Below are 18,004 nucleotides of genomic sequence, written 5' to 3'. Positions count from 1 at the left end.
GGGAACGGTTATCGTGCTTCCCGCGCGCGGAGGCAAGCGACGACGCCGCGGACCTGGGCGCGTGTTTCCTCGATCGTCGTGTCGGTCGCGACCACGAAGTCGGCGCGCGCGCGTTTGTTCGCGTCGGGCATCTGCCGCGCGAGGATCGCGTCGAACTTCTCCGCGCTCATCCCCGGACGGCACAGCGTGCGCGCGCGCTGCACCTCCGCGTTTGCCGAGACGACCACCACCGCGTCGACGGCGCGATCACCGCCGGTCTCGAACAGCAGCGGCACGTCGAACACGACCAGATCGGCATCGGCATGCGCCGCGAGGAACGCCGCGCGCTCGACCCCGACCGCGGGGTGGACGATCCGCTCCAGCGCCTTCATCGCGGCATCGTCGCCGAGTACCGCGGCGGCGAGCCTGCCGCGATCGACCCCCCCTGCCCCGGTGGTACCGGGGAAGCGCGCCTCGATCGCCGCGACGACCTTGCCGCCGGGCCCCTGAAGCCGATGCACCTCGGCGTCGGCATCGAAGACGGGCACGCCTTCGTCGCGGAACATCCGCGCGACGGTCGACTTGCCCATGCCGATCGAACCCGTCAGCCCGACGATGACGGGCGCGCTCACGCGAGCAACCGTTCGCGCAACTGATCGTCGTGCTCGCGCGGTGCCGCCTGGCCGAAGAACAACTCGAACGCGAGCGCGGCCTGCCCTACCAGCATGTCGAGCCCGTCGATCGTGTCGAGCCCGCGCTCGTGCGCCTGGGTCAGCAGCTCGGTCTCGAGCGGTGAGTAGACGATGTCGTAGACGATTGCGTCGGCGGGCAGCGCCAGCAGGTTGAGGTCGAGCGGCGGCTGACCGGTCATGCCGAGCGTGGAAGCATTGACCAGCAGCGCGGCGGGCGGAAGTTTGGCGGTGAGCGGCAACGCCTGCCCCTTCAACCCGAACGTCGACAACAATGCCGCGCCCTTCAACGGCGTGCGGTTGAGCAGGGTGACCGGGCCGACGCCGACCTTCGACAAGGCGAACAGGATCGCGCGCGCCGCGCCCCCCGCGCCGACGATGACGACCGGCTTCCCGGCAAGGTCGAGGTCCGCGATCGGCGACAGGAAACCCGCGGCATCGGTGTTGGTCGCCGCCAGGCCGCCCGGCGTGCGAAACACGGTGTTCGCCGCCCCGATCGAGGCGCGCACGTCACCGGGGTCGGGCACGTGGTCGAGCGCCGCGACCTTGTGCGGCACCGTCACGTTGCAGCCGCGCCACAGCGGGTCGGCGGCGCGATCCGCGAAATAGGCCGGCAGATCGTCCGGCGCGACGCGGGTCGCGCGATAATCGGCATCGATGCCGAGGTGATCGAGCCAGAAACGATGGATCAGCGGCGATTTCGAATGCGCGACCGGATCACCGATCACTTCGGCATAAGGCTTGGTCATCGAATGGTCTGGTCCGTCGGTGAAAGCTGGAAAGTCACGAAGGTCACACCCCTACGTGCGCGTGTGCGCGTGTGCGCGTGGACGCATGCGCGTGCGCGTCACGACGCCAGCGCGCCGCGGTCGCGCAGATAGCCGAGCACGGGAAGCAGCGGCATGCCGAGCACGGTGAACTGGCTCCCCTCGATGCGACTGAACAATTGCGCGCCCGGTCCCTCGATCCGGTAGCAGCCGACGCAGCCGGCGATCGCAGGCCATTCGGCATCGAGATAGGCGTCGACGAAGGCGTCGGACAGCGGGCGGACGAACATCCGCGCTGCCTCGACATGGCGCCAGACGGGGCGGCCGTCTTGCGCGATCACCGCCGCGCTGACGAGATCGTGACGCTTGCCCGACATCCGCCGCAGGTGATCGCGCGCGTCGGCGCGGTCGCGCGGCTTGTCGAGGATCGTGCCGTCGTCGAGCACCGCGAGCGAGTCCGAGCCGAGGACCAACCTGCCGGGATGACGCGCCGAGACCTTCAACGCCTTCAGCTCGGCGAGCGCGTCGGCGACGTCGCGCGGCAGGCGGCCCGCCATCGCGGCCTTCAATGCCGCTTCGTCGGCGTGCGCGGGTTCGGCGGTGAAGGGGACGCCCGCGGCCGACAACATGGCGGTGCGCGAGGCGGACTGCGAAGCGAGGATGATGCTCAAGATCTGATGCTTACCATGATGATGACAGGGTCGGCCACGCGCCGTCAGTCGCGTGGGCTGACGGCGCCGCCGCGCCGTTCGTTGCACAAGGAGATGATCGCCGCGGCGGTTTCCTCGATCGAGCGGCGCGTCACGTCGATCACCGGCCAGCCGTTGTCGGCGAACATCCGCCGCGCGAACGCGATCTCGCGCGCGACCGCGTCCTGATTGACGTAGTCCGTTTCCGGGGTCTGGTTGAGCGACAGCAGGCGGTTGCGCCGGATCGCGATCAGCCGATCGGCACTGGTGGTCAGCCCGACGACCAGCGGATTCTTCAACTGGTAGAGCAGCGGCGGCGGCGGGCTCTCGACCACGACGGGGATGTTCGCGGTCTTGTAGCCGCGGTTGGCGAGGTAGATCGAGGTCGGGGTCTTCGACGACCGGCTGACGCCTGCCAGCACGATATCGGCCTCTTCCCATTCTTCCCACGCGATCCCGTCGTCGTGCGCGATCGTGAACTGGATCGCGTCGACGCGCGCGAAATAGGCAGCATCAAGCACGTGCTGGCGACCCGGGCGTGCCTTTGCCTGCTGCCCCAGCAGCCCCGACAGCGCGTCGTTCACCGGATCGAGTGGCGCGACCATCGGCAACCCGAGCGCGTGGCAGCGGCTTTCCAGCGCGCGACGCGTCTGCGGATTGACGAGCGTGAAGATGACGAGGCCGGGGTTCTGCGCGATTTCCTGCAGGATGCGGTCGAGATGCGCTTCGGTGCGGACCATCGGCCAGAAATGCCTAACCGTCTCGACGTCGTCATATTGCGCGAGCGCCGCCTTGGCGATGTTCTCCAGCGTCTCGCCGGTCGAATCCGACAGCAGGTGCAGGTGGAGCCGAACCATGCGGGCGCGTCAGGATCGATCTGTGGACAACATGGGGATGGGGGCTAGCGTAACTCGGCCGACCCGCCAAGCCGGCGGGACGCGGTGGATAAACCGGCACTTGTCCACAATCCCGCCAACGCCGCCCCGATTTGTCCACAGGGTGTGAGTCGTGGTGGCGATTGAATCGAATCCCGGCGGAATCGCCGAGTCACACGAGTCAATCTGTTGGCATTAAGTGTGCGAACGCATAATCCCCGGCGCCCACACGCCAACAACATCAACAACCTCATTTTAGATTCTTCTATTGAAGAAGGAGTGCCCGATTGTCCGGCTCCAAGCCCCTGCTCGCGGTTCTGAAAGGTGAGGCGCGGTCGCGTCCGCCGGTGTGGTTGATGCGTCAGGCCGGGCGCTACCTGCCCGAGTATCGCGCGCTGCGGGCGGAGAAGGGCGGCTTCCTCGCGCTCGCGACCGATCCGGTGGCGGCGGCCGAAGTGACGGTGCAGCCGATCCGCCGCTTCGAGTTCGACGGCGCGATCCTGTTCAGCGATATCCTGATGGTGCCCTGGGCGCTGGGGCAGGATCTGACGTTCGGGGCGGGCGAAGGCCCGCGACTGGCGCCCGCGCTGGTCGATATCGTTCCGGATGCGCTGACTCCCGATCTGACGCGGCTCGATCCCGTCTACGCGACCGTCGAGCGCGTCGCGGCGATGCTGCCCGCCGAGACGACGTTCCTGGGCTTCGCCGGATCGCCGTGGACGGTCGCGACCTACATGGTGGCGGGCGCAGGGTCGAAGGATCAGGGTGCGACGCGGCTGCTCGCCTACCGCGATCCCGCGCGCTTCGGTGCGATCATCGATCGGGTCGCCGCGCTGACGGTCGAATATCTGTCGCGGCAGATCGCGGCCGGGGTCGAGGCGGTGCAACTGTTCGACAGTTGGGCGGGGTCGCTCAGCCCGGTGCAATTCGACGCCTGGGTGATCCGACCCAATCGCGCGATCGTCGACGCATTGCGCGCGCGACACCCAGGCACACCGATCATCGGCTTTCCCAAGGGCGCGGGCGCGAAGCTGGTCGATTATGCCGCGGGGGTCGCGCCCGATGCGATCGGGCTCGACGAGACGGTCGATCCCACCTGGGCGAACCGCGTGCTGCCGGCCGGGATGCCGGTGCAGGGCAATCTCGACCCGCTGCTGCTCGAAGCAGGCGGACCGGCGCTGGATGACGGTGTGCGAGCGATCCTGGCGGCGCTCGAGGGGCGCCCGCACGTCTTCAATCTGGGGCACGGCATCGGGCAGCACACGCCGATCGCCAATGTCGAACGGCTGCTCGCCGTGCTAAGGAGTGCGTGATGGAACCGGGTTTTCTGGGCGCGACCTATCTGTGGGTCAAAGCGGCGCATCTGATCTTCGTGATCTTCTGGATGGCGGGGCTGTTCATGCTGCCGCGCTATCTCGTGTATCATCAGGAGGGGTTGGCGGACGCGGCCGAGGCGGCGCGCTGGACCGACCGTGAGAACAAGCTGCGCCGCATCATCCTGACGCCCGCGATGATCGTCGTGTGGGTGCTGGGCATCCTGCTGTCGATCAATGCCGGACTGCTCGCGGGCGTGCCCGGGCTCGGCTGGCTCCACGCGAAGCTGCTGATCGTGGTCCTGCTGTCGGGCTACCACGGCTGGGCAGTCGGCTACGCGCGCAAGCTGGCGCGAGGTCGCGCGGGCGTGTCGAACAAGGCGCTGCGCATGATGAACGAGATCCCCGCGCTCGCGGTCACGCTGATCGTCATCCTGGTGATCGTGAAGCCGTTCTGACACGACAGCGGCGGGGACGCGGTCGGGCGCGCGGATCGGCGCGCTTGACTTGGCTCCCGGCCGATCATAGGTCACTCGCACGGTAGAGGCGCGTCCGCGCCCTGCTGCCTCCTTACAGCTTTGTTTCTCGAGCGATCTTCCTCTTTCCGCCGAAACCAGCTTCCCCTTGTTCCCCGATCACATCGGACGCGATTAGATGCATCTCAAAGATTTGAAAAAGAAGGCTCCCGCCGAGCTGGTCCAGCTGGCCGAGGAGCTCGGCGTCGAGGGTGCCTCGACGCTGCGCAAGCAGGACCTGATGTTCGCGATCTTGAAGGTCCAGGCGGAAAACGGCGAGCAGATCATGGGCGAGGGCACGATCGAGGTGCTCGCCGACGGCTTCGGCTTCCTGCGGTCGGCGCAGGCGAACTACCTCGCCGGCCCCGACGACATCTACGTCAGCCCGAACCAGGTGCGTAAGCACGGGCTGCGCACCGGCGACACGGTCGAGGGCGAGATCCGCGGCCCCAAAGACGGCGAGCGTTATTTCGCGCTGGTGAAGATCACCCAGGTCAATTTCGAGGACCCCGAGCGCGTCCGCCAGCGCGTGAACTTCGACAATCTCACCCCGCTCTATCCCGAGGAGCGGCTGAAGCTCGAGATCGAGGACCCGACGATCAAGGACAAGTCGGGCCGCGTGCTCGACGTCGTCGCGCCGCTCGGCAAGGGGCAGCGCTGCCTGATCGTCGCGCCGCCGCGCGTCGGCAAGACGATCATGATGCAGAACATCGCGCGCGCGATCTCGGTCAACCACCCCGAGGTGTTCCTGATCGTGCTGCTGATCGACGAGCGGCCCGAGGAAGTCACCGACATGCAGCGCACGGTGAACGGCGAAGTCGTGTCGTCGACCTTCGACGAGCCCGCGACGCGCCACGTCCAGGTCGCCGAGATGGTGATCGAGAAGGCGAAGCGGCTGGTCGAGCACAAGAAGGATGTCGTCATCCTGCTCGACAACATCACGCGCCTTGGCCGCGCCTATAACACGGTGGTGCCTAGCTCGGGCAAGGTGCTGACCGGCGGTGTCGACGCGAACGCGCTCCAGCGGCCCAAGCGCTTCTTCGGCGCGGCGCGCAACATCGAGGAAGGCGGCAGCCTCACCATCATCTCGACCTCGCTGATCGATACCGGCAGCCGCATGGACGAGGTGATCTTCGAGGAGTTCAAGGGCACCGGCAACGCTGAGATCGTGCTCGACCGCAAGGTGGCGGACAAGCGCATCTTCCCCGCGATCGACGTCGGCAAGTCGGGTACCCGCAAGGAAGAGCTGCTGGTCGACAAGGGGCAGCTGTCCAAGATGTGGGTGCTGCGCCGCATCCTGATGCAGATGGGCACCGTCGACGCGATGGAGTTCCTGCTCGGCAAGATGAAGGATTCGAAGACCAACGCCGATTTCTTCGACAGCATGAATCAGTAACCGGATGCGGCCTGCCGCGTGCCGCGGCAGGACTCGCACCGGTACGGCCGGCGGGTGCGGTGCAGACCGCGCCCGACCGACGACGCGGGCTCTGCCCGCGGCGCCCCCCCTCCCCATTCTCCCATTGTATCGAACCATGTCCGGCGGATCGCGGCTGCGGCTAGTGCGTCTGACCCGCTTGGCGCGCGCGGCAGTTTCGCTATGACGCGAGCCATGAACCGGGAGCAGCCAGCGTGATCCTCGCCACCATTCTTTCCGCTGCGGCGGCTGCCGGGCCGGGGTCGCTCTCGGACATCTGGCAGCATGTCGTGGCCGATTTCTCCAACCTGACCGATGCGACCGCGCTCGCGGCGTTCGGGCAGGTGCTGCTGATCGATCTGGTGCTGGCGGGCGATAACGCGATCGTCGTCGGCGCGCTGGCGGCTGGGCTGCCCGCGGCGGACCGGCGCAAGGTGATCCTGATCGGCATCGGTGCGGCGCTGGTGCTGCGCATCTTTTTCGCGCTGATCGTCACCTGGTTGATGGGGATCGTTGGGTTGATCTTCGCCGGCGGGCTGCTGCTGCTGTGGGTCAGCTGGAAATTCTGGCGCGAGATCCGCGAGGGCGGCGCGCACGAGGCCGACGAGCAATCGGGGATCAAGCCGGCGAAGAGCTTCGCTGCCGCTGCCTGGGCGGTTGCGGTCGCCGATGTGTCGATGAGCCTCGACAACGTGCTGGCGGTGGCGGGCGCGGCGCGGGAGCATCCGGGCATTCTGGTGATTGGCCTGCTGCTGTCGGTCGCGCTGATGGGGCTGGCGGCGAACTTCATCGCGCGGATCATCAACCGGCATCGCTGGATCGCCTATATCGGCCTCGCCGTGATCGTGTTCGTCGCGGGCAAGATGATCTACGAGGGGTGGGCGGGGACGCCGGAGACCGCGGGGATCGTGTCGCTCTTCTGAGGGGCGTTCGCGCGGCGGGCGGTGGATCGCCGGGGGTTCACGGCGCGTTCAATGCGGCCATGCCACGTGTCGGCATCACGCAATCATCGGAGCGATCAATCGTGAAAGCCTTTCTGCCGCTCGCCATGCTCGTCGCGACCTCGGTGCCAGCCGCAGCGCAGACCGGCGACCTGGCGGCGGTCCAGCGGCATCTGTCGGCGGTCAACACCATGACAGCGCAGTTCAGCCAGACCGATCGCAACGGGCAGGTGCTGACGGGCACGCTGACGCTGAAGAAGCCGGGCAGGATCCGCTTCCAGTATCAAAAAGGCGTCCCGATCCTGATCGTCGGCGACGGCAAGGCGCTGACCTTCATCGATTATTCGGTCCGGCAGGTGCAGCGGTGGCCGATCGGCAATTCGCCGCTGGGCGTGCTGCTAGACCCGAACAAGGACATCTCGCGCTTCGCCAAGGTGGTGCCGAGCGGCGACCCACGCGTCGTGTCGGTCGACGGCTATGACGCCAAGCATCCCGAATATGGTCGCATCAACCTGGTCTTCGCGCGCGACGCGAGTGCGCCGGCGGGGCTGATGCTGCAGGGTTGGGTCCAGCTCGACGCGCAGGGCAATCGCACCACGATCCGGTTGTCGGGGCAGAAGTTCAATCAGCCGGTCAGCGACGGAACGTTCCGCTGGAACGACCCGCGGAGGCAGAACCGCGCCGGCTGAATGGAACCCTGCCGGCTCGTTCATCTGAGCGACAGGCGGCGGGGCCTAGAAGTGGTGCTGCGGACGTGGCGCGTATCGGGGATTTTTCCCCCTGTTGCCCCGAACCTCCACGGTCCCGCCTGCGTGACGAACGACAGGTCGGCCCTCGCTCCCTGCCCCCGGAGCGAGGGCCATTCTGCGTAGGGCGCAGGCGAAAGTCGCCAGACGCCCAAGCACGGCCGGCGGGCCGCACGGCCCGTCCGACGACGCGGGCTTTGCCCGCGGCGGGCCCACCTGAGCCATATCAACGCTACCAAGAACCGAGGGCCCGGCACGACCGCGCGTCGTCCCCTCCCCTTGGCAGGCCCCTGCCCGCGGCGCTACACGCCGCGACGTGAAGATCGTATCCTGGAACATCAACTCGGTGCGGTTCCGCATCGACATCGTCGAGCAATTCCTGCGCGAGGCGCAACCCGACATTCTGTGTCTGCAGGAAACCAAGGTGATCGACGCCGACTTCCCGATCGATGCCTTCCGCGCGCTCGGCTACGATCACGTTTTGCTCCACGGGCAGCGGATGCATCACGGCGTCGCGATCGTGTCGCGGATCCCGCTGGTCCAGGACGACCGGCTCGACTGGCAGGCGAACAAGGAGGCGCGGCATCTGGGGGTGCGGTTGCCGAACGGGGTTCGCCTCGAGAACGTCTATGTCCCCGCGGGCGGCGACGTCCCCGACCGCGCGGTGAACCCGAAGTTCGGGCAGAAGCTCGATTTCGTCGAACGCATGACACGCTGGTCGGAGGGGCTCGACGCGCCGACGATCCTGACCGGCGATTTCAACATCGCCCCTCTTCCCGCCGACGTGTGGAGCCACAAGGCGCTGTTGAAGGTCGTCAGCCACACACCGGTCGAGGTGGAGGCGCTGGACGCGCTCAAGGCATCGAACAGCTGGGTCGATCTCGGCCGTCATTTCCATCCTTCACCCGCGCGACTGCACACGTGGTGGAGCTATCGCTCGCCCGACTGGACCAAGAACGATCGCGGGCGTCGGCTCGATCACATGTGGGCGACCGCCGACGTCGCGGCGCAGGCGCGCGCGCACAGGGTGTTCGAGGATTGCCGCAGTTGGCTCAAGCCGAGCGACCACGTGCCGATCATGACCGAGTTCGACTGGTGAGCGCGCGCGACGCGGCCCGGGCGATCGATGCGCTGCGTCGCGGCTGGGCAATCGCGATCGTGGCCCCGGGCGAGCCGCCGCTGACGTTGCTGGCGATCGAAACCGCCGACGAAGAGCGTCTGCGCGACTTCGCCGATGATCGATACGGCATCCTGATCTCGAGCGGGCGCGCCGACACGCTCAAGCTGCTCAACCAGCGCGCCGCGGGCGATCCCGACCATCCGGTGCTGATCGAGCGGGCGCCGTGGTTCGACATGGCGCTGGCGACCGCGATAGCCGATCCGCAGCGCGATCTCGCGACGCCGATGAAGGGGCCGTTCCGCACGCTCGACAATGCGCGGCCAACCGCCACCGCGGCGGCGTTGCAACTCGCGCGGATTGCGGGGCTGCTGCCCGCCTTCTTCACCGACGGGCGCGACGCTGAAGTGACTATCACCCCCGACGACATTGCCGCGCACGAGGATGCGGCACGATTGTCGATCGCGGTGCGCGCGAAGCTGCCGGTCGATGGTGCCGAGGATGCCGAGATCGTCGCCTTCCGCTCGCCCGAGAGCGCGGACGAGCATGTCGCGCTGATCATCGGTGCACCCAACGGACGCCCGCCGGTGGTGCGGCTGCACAGCGAATGTCTGACCGGCGACGTGCTCGGCAGCCTCAAGTGTGATTGCGGGCCGCAGCTCCATGCCGCGATCCACGCGATCGAGGCGAGCGGATGGGGCATCCTGCTGTACCTGCGGCAGGAGGGGCGCGGGATTGGGTTGATCAACAAGCTGCGCGCCTACGCCTTGCAGGATCAGGGGTTCGACACCGTCGATGCGAACACGCGGCTCGGCTTCGCGATCGACGCGCGCGATTTTGGCGTCGCGGCGCGGATGCTCGCGCTATTGGGGCAGGCGGAGGTGCGGCTGCTAACCAACAATCCCGCCAAGGTTGCGGGGCTGGAGGCGGCGGGGATCGCGGTGATCGAGCGCGTTCCGCATTTCCTCACCCCTAATCCGCACAACGAGCGCTATCTCGCGACCAAGCGCGACCGGACCGGTCATCAGTTCTGACGCGATGATCGTGGTGTTCGGTGCCGCGGTGCGTGCCGGTGGACAGCCGAGCGGCGCGCTCGCCGGACGGATCGCGCTCGCGCGGCAACTGGCGTCGACGCATCCCCGCGCGATCGTCTTCTGCTCGGGTGCGATCGGACGCGAGGGGCCATCGGAGGCGTCGGTGATCGCGCGCGGGCTGCGCGATCTGGTCGCCGCGGACCGACTGGTGCTCGATGAGGTGAGCCGCGACACGTTGCAGACCGCGCGTGCCGCGGCGATCCACGCGCGGGCGAACGGGATCACGCGGTGCATCGCCTGTACCGACAATTGGCACCAGCCGCGTGCGCGTATGCTGATGCGGCTGTTCGGCGTCGCGACCGCCGGCGCGCGGCTCGATCACGGTCATCGCCCTGCGAGGCGACGCGCCCGCGCCTATGCGCGCGAGCTGCTAGCGCTGCCGTACGACGCGGTGGCGGGCACCTGGGCGCGGTTCAGGCGAGGAGCGCGCTGACCGCGCCGAAATCGTGCGCGATCGCGTCAACCCCGATCGCGCGCAGGCGTTCGTCGTGGCCGGGTGCGCAGTGCGTCCCGGCGACGAGCCCGATGACATAGCCGCCGCTCGCGACCGCGCCGGTGGCGCCGACGGGCGAGTCCTCCAGGATCGCGCAGCGTTCGATCGCCACGCCCAGCCGCTGTGCGGCGTAGAGGTACAAATCGGGCGCGGGTTTGCCGCGCGTGACGTGCTCGGTCCCCGAATAGACGTGCTCGCCGAAGACATCGGTGAGCCCGAGGTGCGCGAGGTGCGCGTGGAGCCAGCGCGTATTGCTCGACGATACGACCGCCTTGGGCAACGCGGCCGGCAGGCTGCGAACGAAGGCGACCGCGCCCGCGACCTCCTCGATCCCGTCGGCGATGCAGCGCGCATCCTCGGCCGCGCGCGCCGCGTGGAAGCTGTCGGGCAGCGGCCCGCCGATCCAGCGCTCAACCGCGCCGCGGAAATCGGCGCCCGACAGCCCCATGAAATTGGCCATCGACTGTTCGGGGGTGGTCGGGTGGCCGATCCCGGTCAGGAATTCCGCGATCTGGCGATTGCCCGCGGCCTCGCTCTCGATCAGCACGCCGTCGAAATCGAACAAGAGTGCCGCGAAACGGCACTGGATCGGTCGGGGGGCTCGCTTCCCCTGCGGCACGACGTCGACCGTCACGCGCGCGTACCGAACAGCGCGGAGCCGACGCGGACGTGCGTCGCGCCGAGCGTCACCGCGGTTTCGTAGTCCTCGGACATTCCCATGCTGAGCCCGGTCAGATCATGCTCGCGCGCGATCTTCGCGAGCAGCGCGAAATAGGGCGCGGCCTCGAGCCCCGCGGGCGGCAGGCACATAAGCCCGGCGACCGGCAGGTCGACCCCGCGCGCCTCGGCGAGCAGCGCCGGCAGGTCGGCGATCGCGCAGCCGCCCTTCTGCGGCTCGTCGCCGATGTTGACCTGGAGGAAGCAGGTGGGGCGACGCCCTTCCTGCTCCATCGCGCGCGCGAGTGCGACGACCAGCGACGCACGGTCTACCGCGTGGATCGCATCGGCGATCCGCACCGCGTCGCGTGCCTTGTTCGACTGAAGCTGGCCGATCAGGTGGAGCCGTACGTCTGGATATTGGTCGCGCAACCCGGGCCACTTTGCCTCGGCTTCCTGTACCCGGTTTTCGCCGAAGTCGCGGTGTCCGGCCGCAAGCAGCGGCAGGATCGCGGTCGCCGGGTGCGTCTTCGACACCGCGATCAGGGTGACGTCGCCTGGGGCACGCCGCGCGATCGCCGCCGCCTTGTCGATCCGAGCGCGAATGTCGACCAGCCGTTCGGTCGCGGGGCGGTCGTCACGGACACGCGGTGCGGGTCGCGGGGTGAGCGAGGGTTCGTCGAACGGCATTGCGCGGGCTATAGGCGGCGTGATGAGGCCCCGCCACCCCAGTCGCTCGATCAACCCCGGCGCACCCCGGCCGTTGCCGACGCGCTGGTTGATGACCGACGAGCGGATGGGAGACGCGTTGTGGCAGGCGCTGCGACGGCTGCCGCGCGGCGGGGGTGTGGTATTCCGGCACTATTCGCTGCCGCCGGTCGAACGCGCGCGGCTGTTCGCGCGGGTGCGGCGCGTCGCCCTGACGCGCGGGCTGGTGCTGGTTCGCGCCGGCTCGATGCGGATGCCAGGGGAGGATGGCGTGCACGGACGCGTCGGTAGCGGGCTGATTACCTGGCCGGTGCATTCGGTCCGGCAGGCACGTCAGGCGCGGATCGCGGGCGCGCAGGCGGTGTTCGTCTCGCCGATGTTCGCCACCCGGTCGCATCCGGGCGCTGTGGCGCTAGGGGTTCGACGCGCGCGCATGATCGGGCACGCGGCAGGCGTCCCGATCATTGCTCTCGGGGGGGTGAACGAGACTCGTTTCCGGGCAATGCACGGCTTTTACGGTTACGCGGCCATCGACGGCTGGTTGCCGTAACCTGCGCGATCAGAAGCGGAAGGCGGTGCCCACGTAGACGGCCTGGCTGTCGTGGCGGTCGTCCTCGCGCCGCGTCAGCCGCTCACGCTCGCTCTTGTAACGCATGCCCGCGGTCAGATCGATGTTGCGCGTCAGCGAATAGGAGCCGCCGAGATCGAGCGAGTAGCTCGGCCGTTCGGCGACAAGGCTCGGCGTCCCCGCGAGCGCGCGGTCGGCGGTGGCGCGCAGCTGACCCGAGATGTGGTTGCCCGCGTAGCTGAGTGCGAGATCGGACGATTCGCGCCCGCCCGGCGTCGCCGCCAGATCGACCTTCGCCATGTCACCCGTGACCGCGAACCGTTTCCACCCGACCGAGACGCCCAGGTTGTACGCGATCGGCGCCAGCCCGACGGTGGGGCTGGGGGCCGCGGCCGCGAGACGGCTGTTGTCGCGCGACGGTGCGAGCGTCGAGCGCGCACGGACCGCGACGGTGACCGAGCGGCTGCCGCTGCGCGATTCGGACGGGGTGAAGCTGAACCCGCTCGCGTCGAGGCCGCTGCGCGCGAACAAGGCGGCGAGTTTCGGATCGGCGGCGGCGGGGGTGAAGGTGCCGGCGACACGCGGCGCGACGAAGCGCTTCACGGTGCGCGGCGCGGTCTCGGCGGCACCGAACGCGGGCGCGACGGCAAAGGCGATTGCCGCGCAGGCTACCCCCATGCTGCCAGCAATGACCCGACGTGCGTTCACGACTCAAAACCCCTCAACGGCGATCTACGCCGCTCCGACAAGCGACCTAGCAGCTTCGGGTTCCAAGTCCATCAGGGCGAAAGCCGAATCAGGCGGAGTGTTGCGGATATAGCACAGCCCGCGCGCGCTTGCCGCGCTTCGTGCGGGCGGATACAGGTGGAGGCTGATGGTGCGCCCGCCGCTCGGCGCGTGATTTTGCCAAGGAACCTGCCATGTTTCGCCGTTCGCGTGTTGCCCTCGGCCTTTGCGCCGCCCTCGCCACTTCAACCGTGCTCGCAGGATGCAGCACCGGCGGCAACAAGCGTCCGTCCGCCGACCTCGCGGCCTCCAAGGTCACGACGATCGGCGTCAACAGCTACCTGTGGCGCGCGACGCTCGACACGCTGAGCTTCATGCCGCTGCTCCAGACCGATTCGAACGGTGGCGTCGTCGTGACCGACTGGTACGTCAACCCGCAGCTCCCGACCGAGCGGATGAAGGTGACGGTGTCGATTCTCGACCAGGACCTGCGCGCCGACGCGGTGCGGGTCGCGGCGCTACGCGAGGTCAATCGTGGCGGGCAGTGGGTGTCGGCGCCGGTCGCGGCCGCGACGACGCAGAAGCTCGAGGACATCATCCTGACCAAGGCGCGCGACCTGCGCCGCGGTTCGGTCACCGGCTGAGCGACGCGACACCGATCATGGCTTCCCGGTTCAATGCCCTGAAGGCGGACGCGCACTGGCAGCAGGTGTGGGACGAACGCCGCACCTTCGCCGCCGACGACCACAGCGCTAAGCCCAAGACCTACGTGCTCGAGATGTTTCCCTATCCGTCGGGGAAGATCCACATGGGGCACGTTCGCAACTATACGATGGGCGACGTGCTGGCGCGCTATCGCCGCATGACGGGGCACGAGGTGCTTCACCCGATGGGGTGGGACGCGTTCGGGATGCCGGCCGAGAATGCCGCGATGGAGAAGGGCGTCCATCCGGGCAATTGGACGCGATCGAACATCGCGACGATGAAGGCGCAGCTGAAGCGGCTGGGCTTCGCGCTCGACTGGACTCGCGAGCTGGCCACCTGCGAGCCCAATTACTACGGGCACGAGCAGGCGCTGTTCCTCGCCTTTTACGAAGCCGGGCTGGTCTATCGCAAGGAATCGGCGGTCAATTGGGACCCGGTCGATATGACCGTGCTCGCCAACGAACAGGTGATCGACGGCCGCGGCTGGCGATCGGGTGCGCTGGTCGAGAAGCGCAAGCTCTCGCAGTGGTTCCTGAAGATCACGCAATTCGCCGACGAATTGATCGAGGGGCTGGGCAGCCTCGAACACTGGCCCGACAAGGTCCGGTTGATGCAGGAGAACTGGATCGGCCGCAGCCAGGGGTTGCGGTTCCGCTTCGCGCTTTCCGATGGTGGCAGCGTCGAGGTGTTCACGACGCGGCCCGACACGATCTACGGCGCGAGCTTCGTCGCGGTCGCGGCGGATCATCCGATCGCGCAAGCGCTCGCCGCGCAGAACTCCGAAGCTGCGGCTTTCATCGAACGCTGCAAGCAGGGCGGCACCACCGCGGCCGAGCTGGAAACGCAGGAGAAACTCGGGTTCGACACCGGGTTGACCGCGTCGCATCCGCTGGGCGCGGGCGAGCTGCCGGTCTACATCGCGAACTTCGTGCTGATGGAATACGGCACCGGCGCGGTGTTCGGTGTGCCCGCGCACGACCAGCGCGACTTCGAATTCGCGACCAAATACGATCTGCCGATCCGCCGCGTCGTCGCCGATGGCGAGCGGACTGACCCGGCGTTCGACGACGACGCGGCCTACACCGGCCCCGGCGTGCTGGTGAACTCTTGCGAGCTCGACGGGATGAGCGTCGAGGATGCCAAGCGCTCGGTGATCGCGCGCGCGCAGGAAGCGGGCTGGGGCGAGGGAACGACGGTCTATCGCCTGCGCGACTGGGGGGTCAGCCGCCAGCGTTACTGGGGCACGCCGATCCCGATCATCCACTGCGCCGCGTGCGGCGAGGTGCCGGTGCCGAGTGCGCAATTGCCGGTGGTGCTGCCCGAGGACGTCAGCTTCGACGTGCCGGGCAATCCGCTCGACCGCCATCCGACGTGGAAACACGTCGCGTGCCCGACGTGCGGCGGCGAGGCGCTGCGCGACACCGACACGCTCGACACGTTCGCCGACTCTTCGTGGTATTTCATCCGCTTCGCCAGCGCGCCGGGTGATAAGCCGTTCGACCAGGCGGTAGCGGAATCGTGGCTGCCGGTCGGGCAGTATATCGGCGGGGTCGAGCACGCGATCCTGCACCTGCTCTACGCCCGCTTCTGGACGCGCGCGCTGCGTCACGTCGGGTTGCTCGACGTGGCGGAGCCGTTCACCGGACTGTTCACGCAGGGCATGGTGACGCACGAGACGTACCGGCTCGACATCCCCGACCACGACGGCCCGCCGGCCGCTCTGTGGGTGAACCCTGCGGATCTGAGCGTCGGGGAGGGCGGCGCGCTCTCGTTCATGACCGAGGCGGGTGCCTCGATCCCGGTCATCCGTGGCCGGGTCGAGAAGATGTCCAAGTCGAAGAAGAACACCGTCGATCCCGAGCCGATCGTGGACCAATATGGCGCGGACGCGGTGCGGTGGTTCATGCTGTCCGACTCCCCGCCCGAGCGCGATCTGGAATGGAGCGAGAACGGGATCGAGGGTGCGTGGCGCTTCGTCCAGCGGTTGTGGCGCCTCGTCGATGCCGACCGTGACACGGGGGAGAACCGCGACGCGGCACTCGACCGCAAGCTGCATCAGACGATCGCCGGGATCGCCACCGACATCGAGGCGCTGTCGTTCAACAAGGCGGTGGCTAAGCTGTACGAGCTGACCAGCGCGGTCGAGAAGGCACCGGCGTCCGCGTCGCGCGCCGAGGCGATCGACACGTTGATCCGCCTCGTCGCGCCGATGGTCCCGCATCTGGCCGAGGAGGCGTGGGCGGCACGCGGTGAGACCGGGTTGGTCGCGGACGCGGCATGGCCCGCGGTCGATCCCGCGATGCTGGTCGAGGACGAGGTGACGATTGCGGTACAGGTCAACGGCAAGCTTCGCGACACGCTGATGATGCCCAAGGGCGCGCCGAAGGACACGACCGAGGCCGCGGCGCTGGCGAGCGAGAAGGTGGCCCGCCTGCTCGACGGCAAGCCGCCACGAAAGGTCATCGTCGTGCCCGACCGTCTCGTGAACATCGTCGCGTGATCCGGCGGCTTCCTCTCGCCACGCTCGCGTCGGTGCTGTTGGCTGGCTGCGGGCTTCAACCGCTCTATTCGGGCGGCGGCGCGGGCCCGGTCGCGCAGTCGATCGGTCAGGTCGAGATCGACCCGATCGAGGGGAAGGCGGGCTGGCTTGTTGCCAACGCGCTCAAGGACCGGCTCGGTGCGGTGTCGAGCGGTGGCGCACCCTATCGTCTGGTCGTCAAGCTCGATGATCAGATTCGGGGCCTGGGTGTCCGGCGTGACAACAGCGTCACGCGCGAACGGCGGACGCTGCGCGCGCGTTACCAGTTGGTCGACGCGGCGGCGGGGACGGTGGTGCTCGATCAGACCGCGGGATCGGACGTCGGCGTCGACGTCGTACAGAGCGACTATGCCGTCGTCGCCGCGGAAAACACCGCGCTAGAGCGGCTGTCGGTGGTGATCGCCGACCAGATCGTCGCGCGGCTGGCGCTCTACGCGAGGCGACGCGCGCAGCCGCAGCCGTGAAGGCGACGCAGGCGCAGCTGACCGCGGCGCTTGACCGCGGCGGCGGCGATATTCGGTTGTTCCTGCTCCACGGCCCCGATGAATCGGGTGCGCTGGCCTTCGCGACGCGGCTCGCGCGCAGCATGGGGGAAGCAGCGGAGCGTGTCGATCTCGACGCGGCGAGCCTGCGGAACGATCCCGCGAAACTGGCCGACGAGGCCGCCTCCCTTTCGCTGTTCGGCGAACGCCGTTTCGTCCGCGTCGTCGGTGCGGGCGAGGAGAGTGCCGACGCGGTCGAGGCACTGCTCGAAGCCCCCAGCGCGGGTAATCCGGTCGTCATGATCGCGCCATCGGTGAAGGCGACGGGGCGGCTGGTAAAGATCGCGCTCGCCGGCGACCGCGCGATGAGTTTCGCCTGCTATCCGCCCGAGGGAAACAATGCCGAGGCGTTGGTCACCACCATGGCACGCGAACAGGGATTGCGGCTCGGCGCGGGTGTTGCCGCGCGGATCGTGCGGGCAGGGGATGGCGATCGCGCGATCATGGCGTCGGAGGTCGACAAGCTGGCGCTGTACCTCGACGCCGGCGTGGAACATCCGCGCGACGCAGGCATGTCGGACCTGGCCGAGATTGGTGCCGAGCTGGACGAAGGCGAAATCACGCCGATCGTCGAGGCGGTCATCGCGGGCGACGCGAGCGCGTTGATCGCCGCGCTGCGACCGATGGAGGGGGCAGATGCCTCGCCGATCCCGTGGCTGCGGGCGCTTGCGCGGCGGCTGGCGAGCCTCGCTGAGATGCGCGCAGCGGTCGACGCGGGCGAGGGGGCCGGGCAGGTCGTGAAGCGCTTCCGCGTCTTCTGGCGCGAGGAGGGAGCGACGATCGCGGCGCTTCAGCGGTGGAGCGTGCAGCGGCTGATGCGCGCGCTGGAGATCGTGCGCGCGACCGAGCGCGAGGTCATGGCCCGTGGTGCGGCGGGGCGGACGATCGCTGACCACCAGTTATTGACTCTCGCACGCCGCCGCTGAG

The 18,004-nt window shown here is 68.3% G+C and carries 20 protein-coding genes; 13 read left to right on the top strand and 7 right to left on the bottom strand.

Annotated features, from left to right (window positions below):
- Positions 1-8: 8 nt before the first annotated feature.
- From coaE to KZ810_RS12105, 4 genes are all read right to left on the bottom strand, one after another.
- Positions 9-611, bottom strand: a complete 603-nt coding sequence (gene coaE, locus KZ810_RS12120) for a dephospho-CoA kinase (protein ID WP_219769362.1) — start codon at positions 609-611, stop codon at positions 9-11.
- Positions 608-1,417 carry a shikimate dehydrogenase family protein gene (locus tag KZ810_RS12115; protein ID WP_219769361.1) on the bottom strand — a complete coding sequence of 270 codons (810 nt, stop codon included), beginning with the start codon at positions 1,415-1,417 and terminating at the stop codon, positions 608-610. Before KZ810_RS12115 ends, coaE begins: the two co-directional genes overlap by 4 nt.
- 98 nt (positions 1,418-1,515) lie before the next feature.
- The gene (locus KZ810_RS12110; RefSeq protein WP_219769360.1) at positions 1,516-2,106 is read right to left on the bottom strand and encodes a Maf family protein; all 591 of its coding nucleotides are present in this window, start codon (positions 2,104-2,106) and stop codon (positions 1,516-1,518) included.
- Between the two features lie 44 nt (positions 2,107-2,150).
- Positions 2,151-2,981 carry a pyruvate, water dikinase regulatory protein gene (locus KZ810_RS12105; protein ID WP_219769359.1) on the bottom strand — a complete coding sequence of 277 codons (831 nt, stop codon included), beginning with the start codon at positions 2,979-2,981 and terminating at the stop codon, positions 2,151-2,153.
- A gap of 305 nt (positions 2,982-3,286) precedes the next feature.
- Between KZ810_RS12105 and hemE the strand changes: the two genes are divergently transcribed.
- From hemE to KZ810_RS12065, 8 genes are all read left to right on the top strand, one after another.
- Positions 3,287-4,312: a uroporphyrinogen decarboxylase gene (gene hemE / locus KZ810_RS12100; protein ID WP_219769358.1), complete on the top strand. Its 1,026-nt coding sequence runs from the start codon at positions 3,287-3,289 to the stop codon at positions 4,310-4,312.
- Positions 4,312-4,770, top strand: coding sequence for a CopD family protein (locus KZ810_RS12095; RefSeq protein WP_219769357.1), 459 nt, complete (start codon positions 4,312-4,314; stop codon positions 4,768-4,770). Before hemE ends, KZ810_RS12095 begins: the two co-directional genes overlap by 1 nt.
- Before the next feature lie 196 nt (positions 4,771-4,966).
- On the top strand, positions 4,967-6,223 hold the full coding sequence (gene rho, locus KZ810_RS12090; RefSeq protein ID WP_219769356.1) for a transcription termination factor Rho: 1,257 nt from the start codon (positions 4,967-4,969) through the stop codon (positions 6,221-6,223).
- 233 nt (positions 6,224-6,456) lie between these two features.
- On the top strand, positions 6,457-7,164 hold the full coding sequence (locus KZ810_RS12085) for a YjbE family putative metal transport protein (protein WP_219769355.1): 708 nt from the start codon (positions 6,457-6,459) through the stop codon (positions 7,162-7,164).
- A 125-nt stretch (positions 7,165-7,289) separates the two neighbouring features.
- Positions 7,290-7,871 (top strand): LolA family protein, encoded by a 582-nt coding sequence (locus KZ810_RS12080; RefSeq protein ID WP_219769481.1) that lies wholly within the window; start codon positions 7,290-7,292, stop codon positions 7,869-7,871.
- Positions 7,872-8,244: 373 nt separating this feature from the next.
- Entirely contained in the window at positions 8,245-9,027 is a 783-nt protein-coding gene (locus tag KZ810_RS12075) for an exodeoxyribonuclease III (protein WP_219769354.1), read from the top strand.
- Entirely contained in the window at positions 9,021-10,079 is a 1,059-nt protein-coding gene (gene ribA, locus KZ810_RS12070; RefSeq protein WP_219769480.1) for a GTP cyclohydrolase II, read from the top strand. Before KZ810_RS12075 ends, ribA begins: the two co-directional genes overlap by 7 nt.
- Before the next feature lie 4 nt (positions 10,080-10,083).
- Positions 10,084-10,572 (top strand): YdcF family protein, encoded by a 489-nt coding sequence (locus tag KZ810_RS12065; protein WP_219769353.1) that lies wholly within the window; start codon positions 10,084-10,086, stop codon positions 10,570-10,572.
- On the opposite strand, the gene KZ810_RS12060 is transcribed toward KZ810_RS12065, so the two are convergent.
- Together KZ810_RS12060 and KZ810_RS12055 are read right to left on the bottom strand one after the other, a co-directional pair.
- Positions 10,553-11,266, bottom strand: coding sequence for an HAD family hydrolase (locus KZ810_RS12060; protein WP_373369161.1), 714 nt, complete (start codon positions 11,264-11,266; stop codon positions 10,553-10,555). The two genes, KZ810_RS12065 and KZ810_RS12060, sit on opposite strands and share 20 nt — an antisense overlap.
- On the bottom strand, positions 11,263-11,979 hold the full coding sequence (locus tag KZ810_RS12055; RefSeq protein WP_219769352.1) for a YggS family pyridoxal phosphate-dependent enzyme: 717 nt from the start codon (positions 11,977-11,979) through the stop codon (positions 11,263-11,265). The genes KZ810_RS12060 and KZ810_RS12055 overlap by 4 nt, the downstream gene beginning before the upstream one ends.
- A gap of 91 nt (positions 11,980-12,070) precedes the next feature.
- On the opposite strand from KZ810_RS12055, the gene KZ810_RS12050 reads away from it, so the two are divergent.
- Positions 12,071-12,547 (top strand): thiamine phosphate synthase, encoded by a 477-nt coding sequence (locus KZ810_RS12050; RefSeq protein WP_219769351.1) that lies wholly within the window; start codon positions 12,071-12,073, stop codon positions 12,545-12,547.
- A gap of 9 nt (positions 12,548-12,556) precedes the next feature.
- On the opposite strand, the gene KZ810_RS12045 is transcribed toward KZ810_RS12050, so the two are convergent.
- Positions 12,557-13,273 carry a hypothetical protein gene (locus KZ810_RS12045; protein ID WP_444547604.1) on the bottom strand — a complete coding sequence of 239 codons (717 nt, stop codon included), beginning with the start codon at positions 13,271-13,273 and terminating at the stop codon, positions 12,557-12,559.
- A gap of 212 nt (positions 13,274-13,485) precedes the next feature.
- On the opposite strand from KZ810_RS12045, the gene KZ810_RS12040 reads away from it, so the two are divergent.
- The 4 genes from KZ810_RS12040 to holA are packed head-to-tail and all read left to right on the top strand — an operon-like array spanning position 13,486 to position 18,003.
- Entirely contained in the window at positions 13,486-13,935 is a 450-nt protein-coding gene (locus KZ810_RS12040) for a DUF3576 domain-containing protein (RefSeq protein WP_219769350.1), read from the top strand.
- A 17-nt stretch (positions 13,936-13,952) separates the two neighbouring features.
- Positions 13,953-16,496: a leucine--tRNA ligase gene (leuS, locus tag KZ810_RS12035; protein WP_219769349.1), complete on the top strand. Its 2,544-nt coding sequence runs from the start codon at positions 13,953-13,955 to the stop codon at positions 16,494-16,496.
- Complete coding sequence (gene lptE, locus KZ810_RS12030) at positions 16,493-16,999, top strand: LPS assembly lipoprotein LptE (RefSeq protein ID WP_219769348.1); 507 nt, start codon at positions 16,493-16,495, stop codon at positions 16,997-16,999. Before leuS ends, lptE begins: the two co-directional genes overlap by 4 nt.
- Positions 16,996-18,003 carry a DNA polymerase III subunit delta gene (gene holA / locus KZ810_RS12025; protein WP_219769347.1) on the top strand — a complete coding sequence of 336 codons (1,008 nt, stop codon included), beginning with the start codon at positions 16,996-16,998 and terminating at the stop codon, positions 18,001-18,003. Before lptE ends, holA begins: the two co-directional genes overlap by 4 nt.
- The last annotated feature ends 1 nt before the right edge of the window (position 18,004 follow it).

Origin of the sequence: Sphingomonas citricola (genome assembly GCF_019429535.1) — a bacterium.
Lineage (GTDB): Bacteria > Pseudomonadota > Alphaproteobacteria > Sphingomonadales > Sphingomonadaceae > Sphingomonas > Sphingomonas citricola.
The sequence above is the reverse complement of the archived record's forward strand: the minus strand, read 5'-3'. Positions and strand labels throughout refer to the sequence as shown.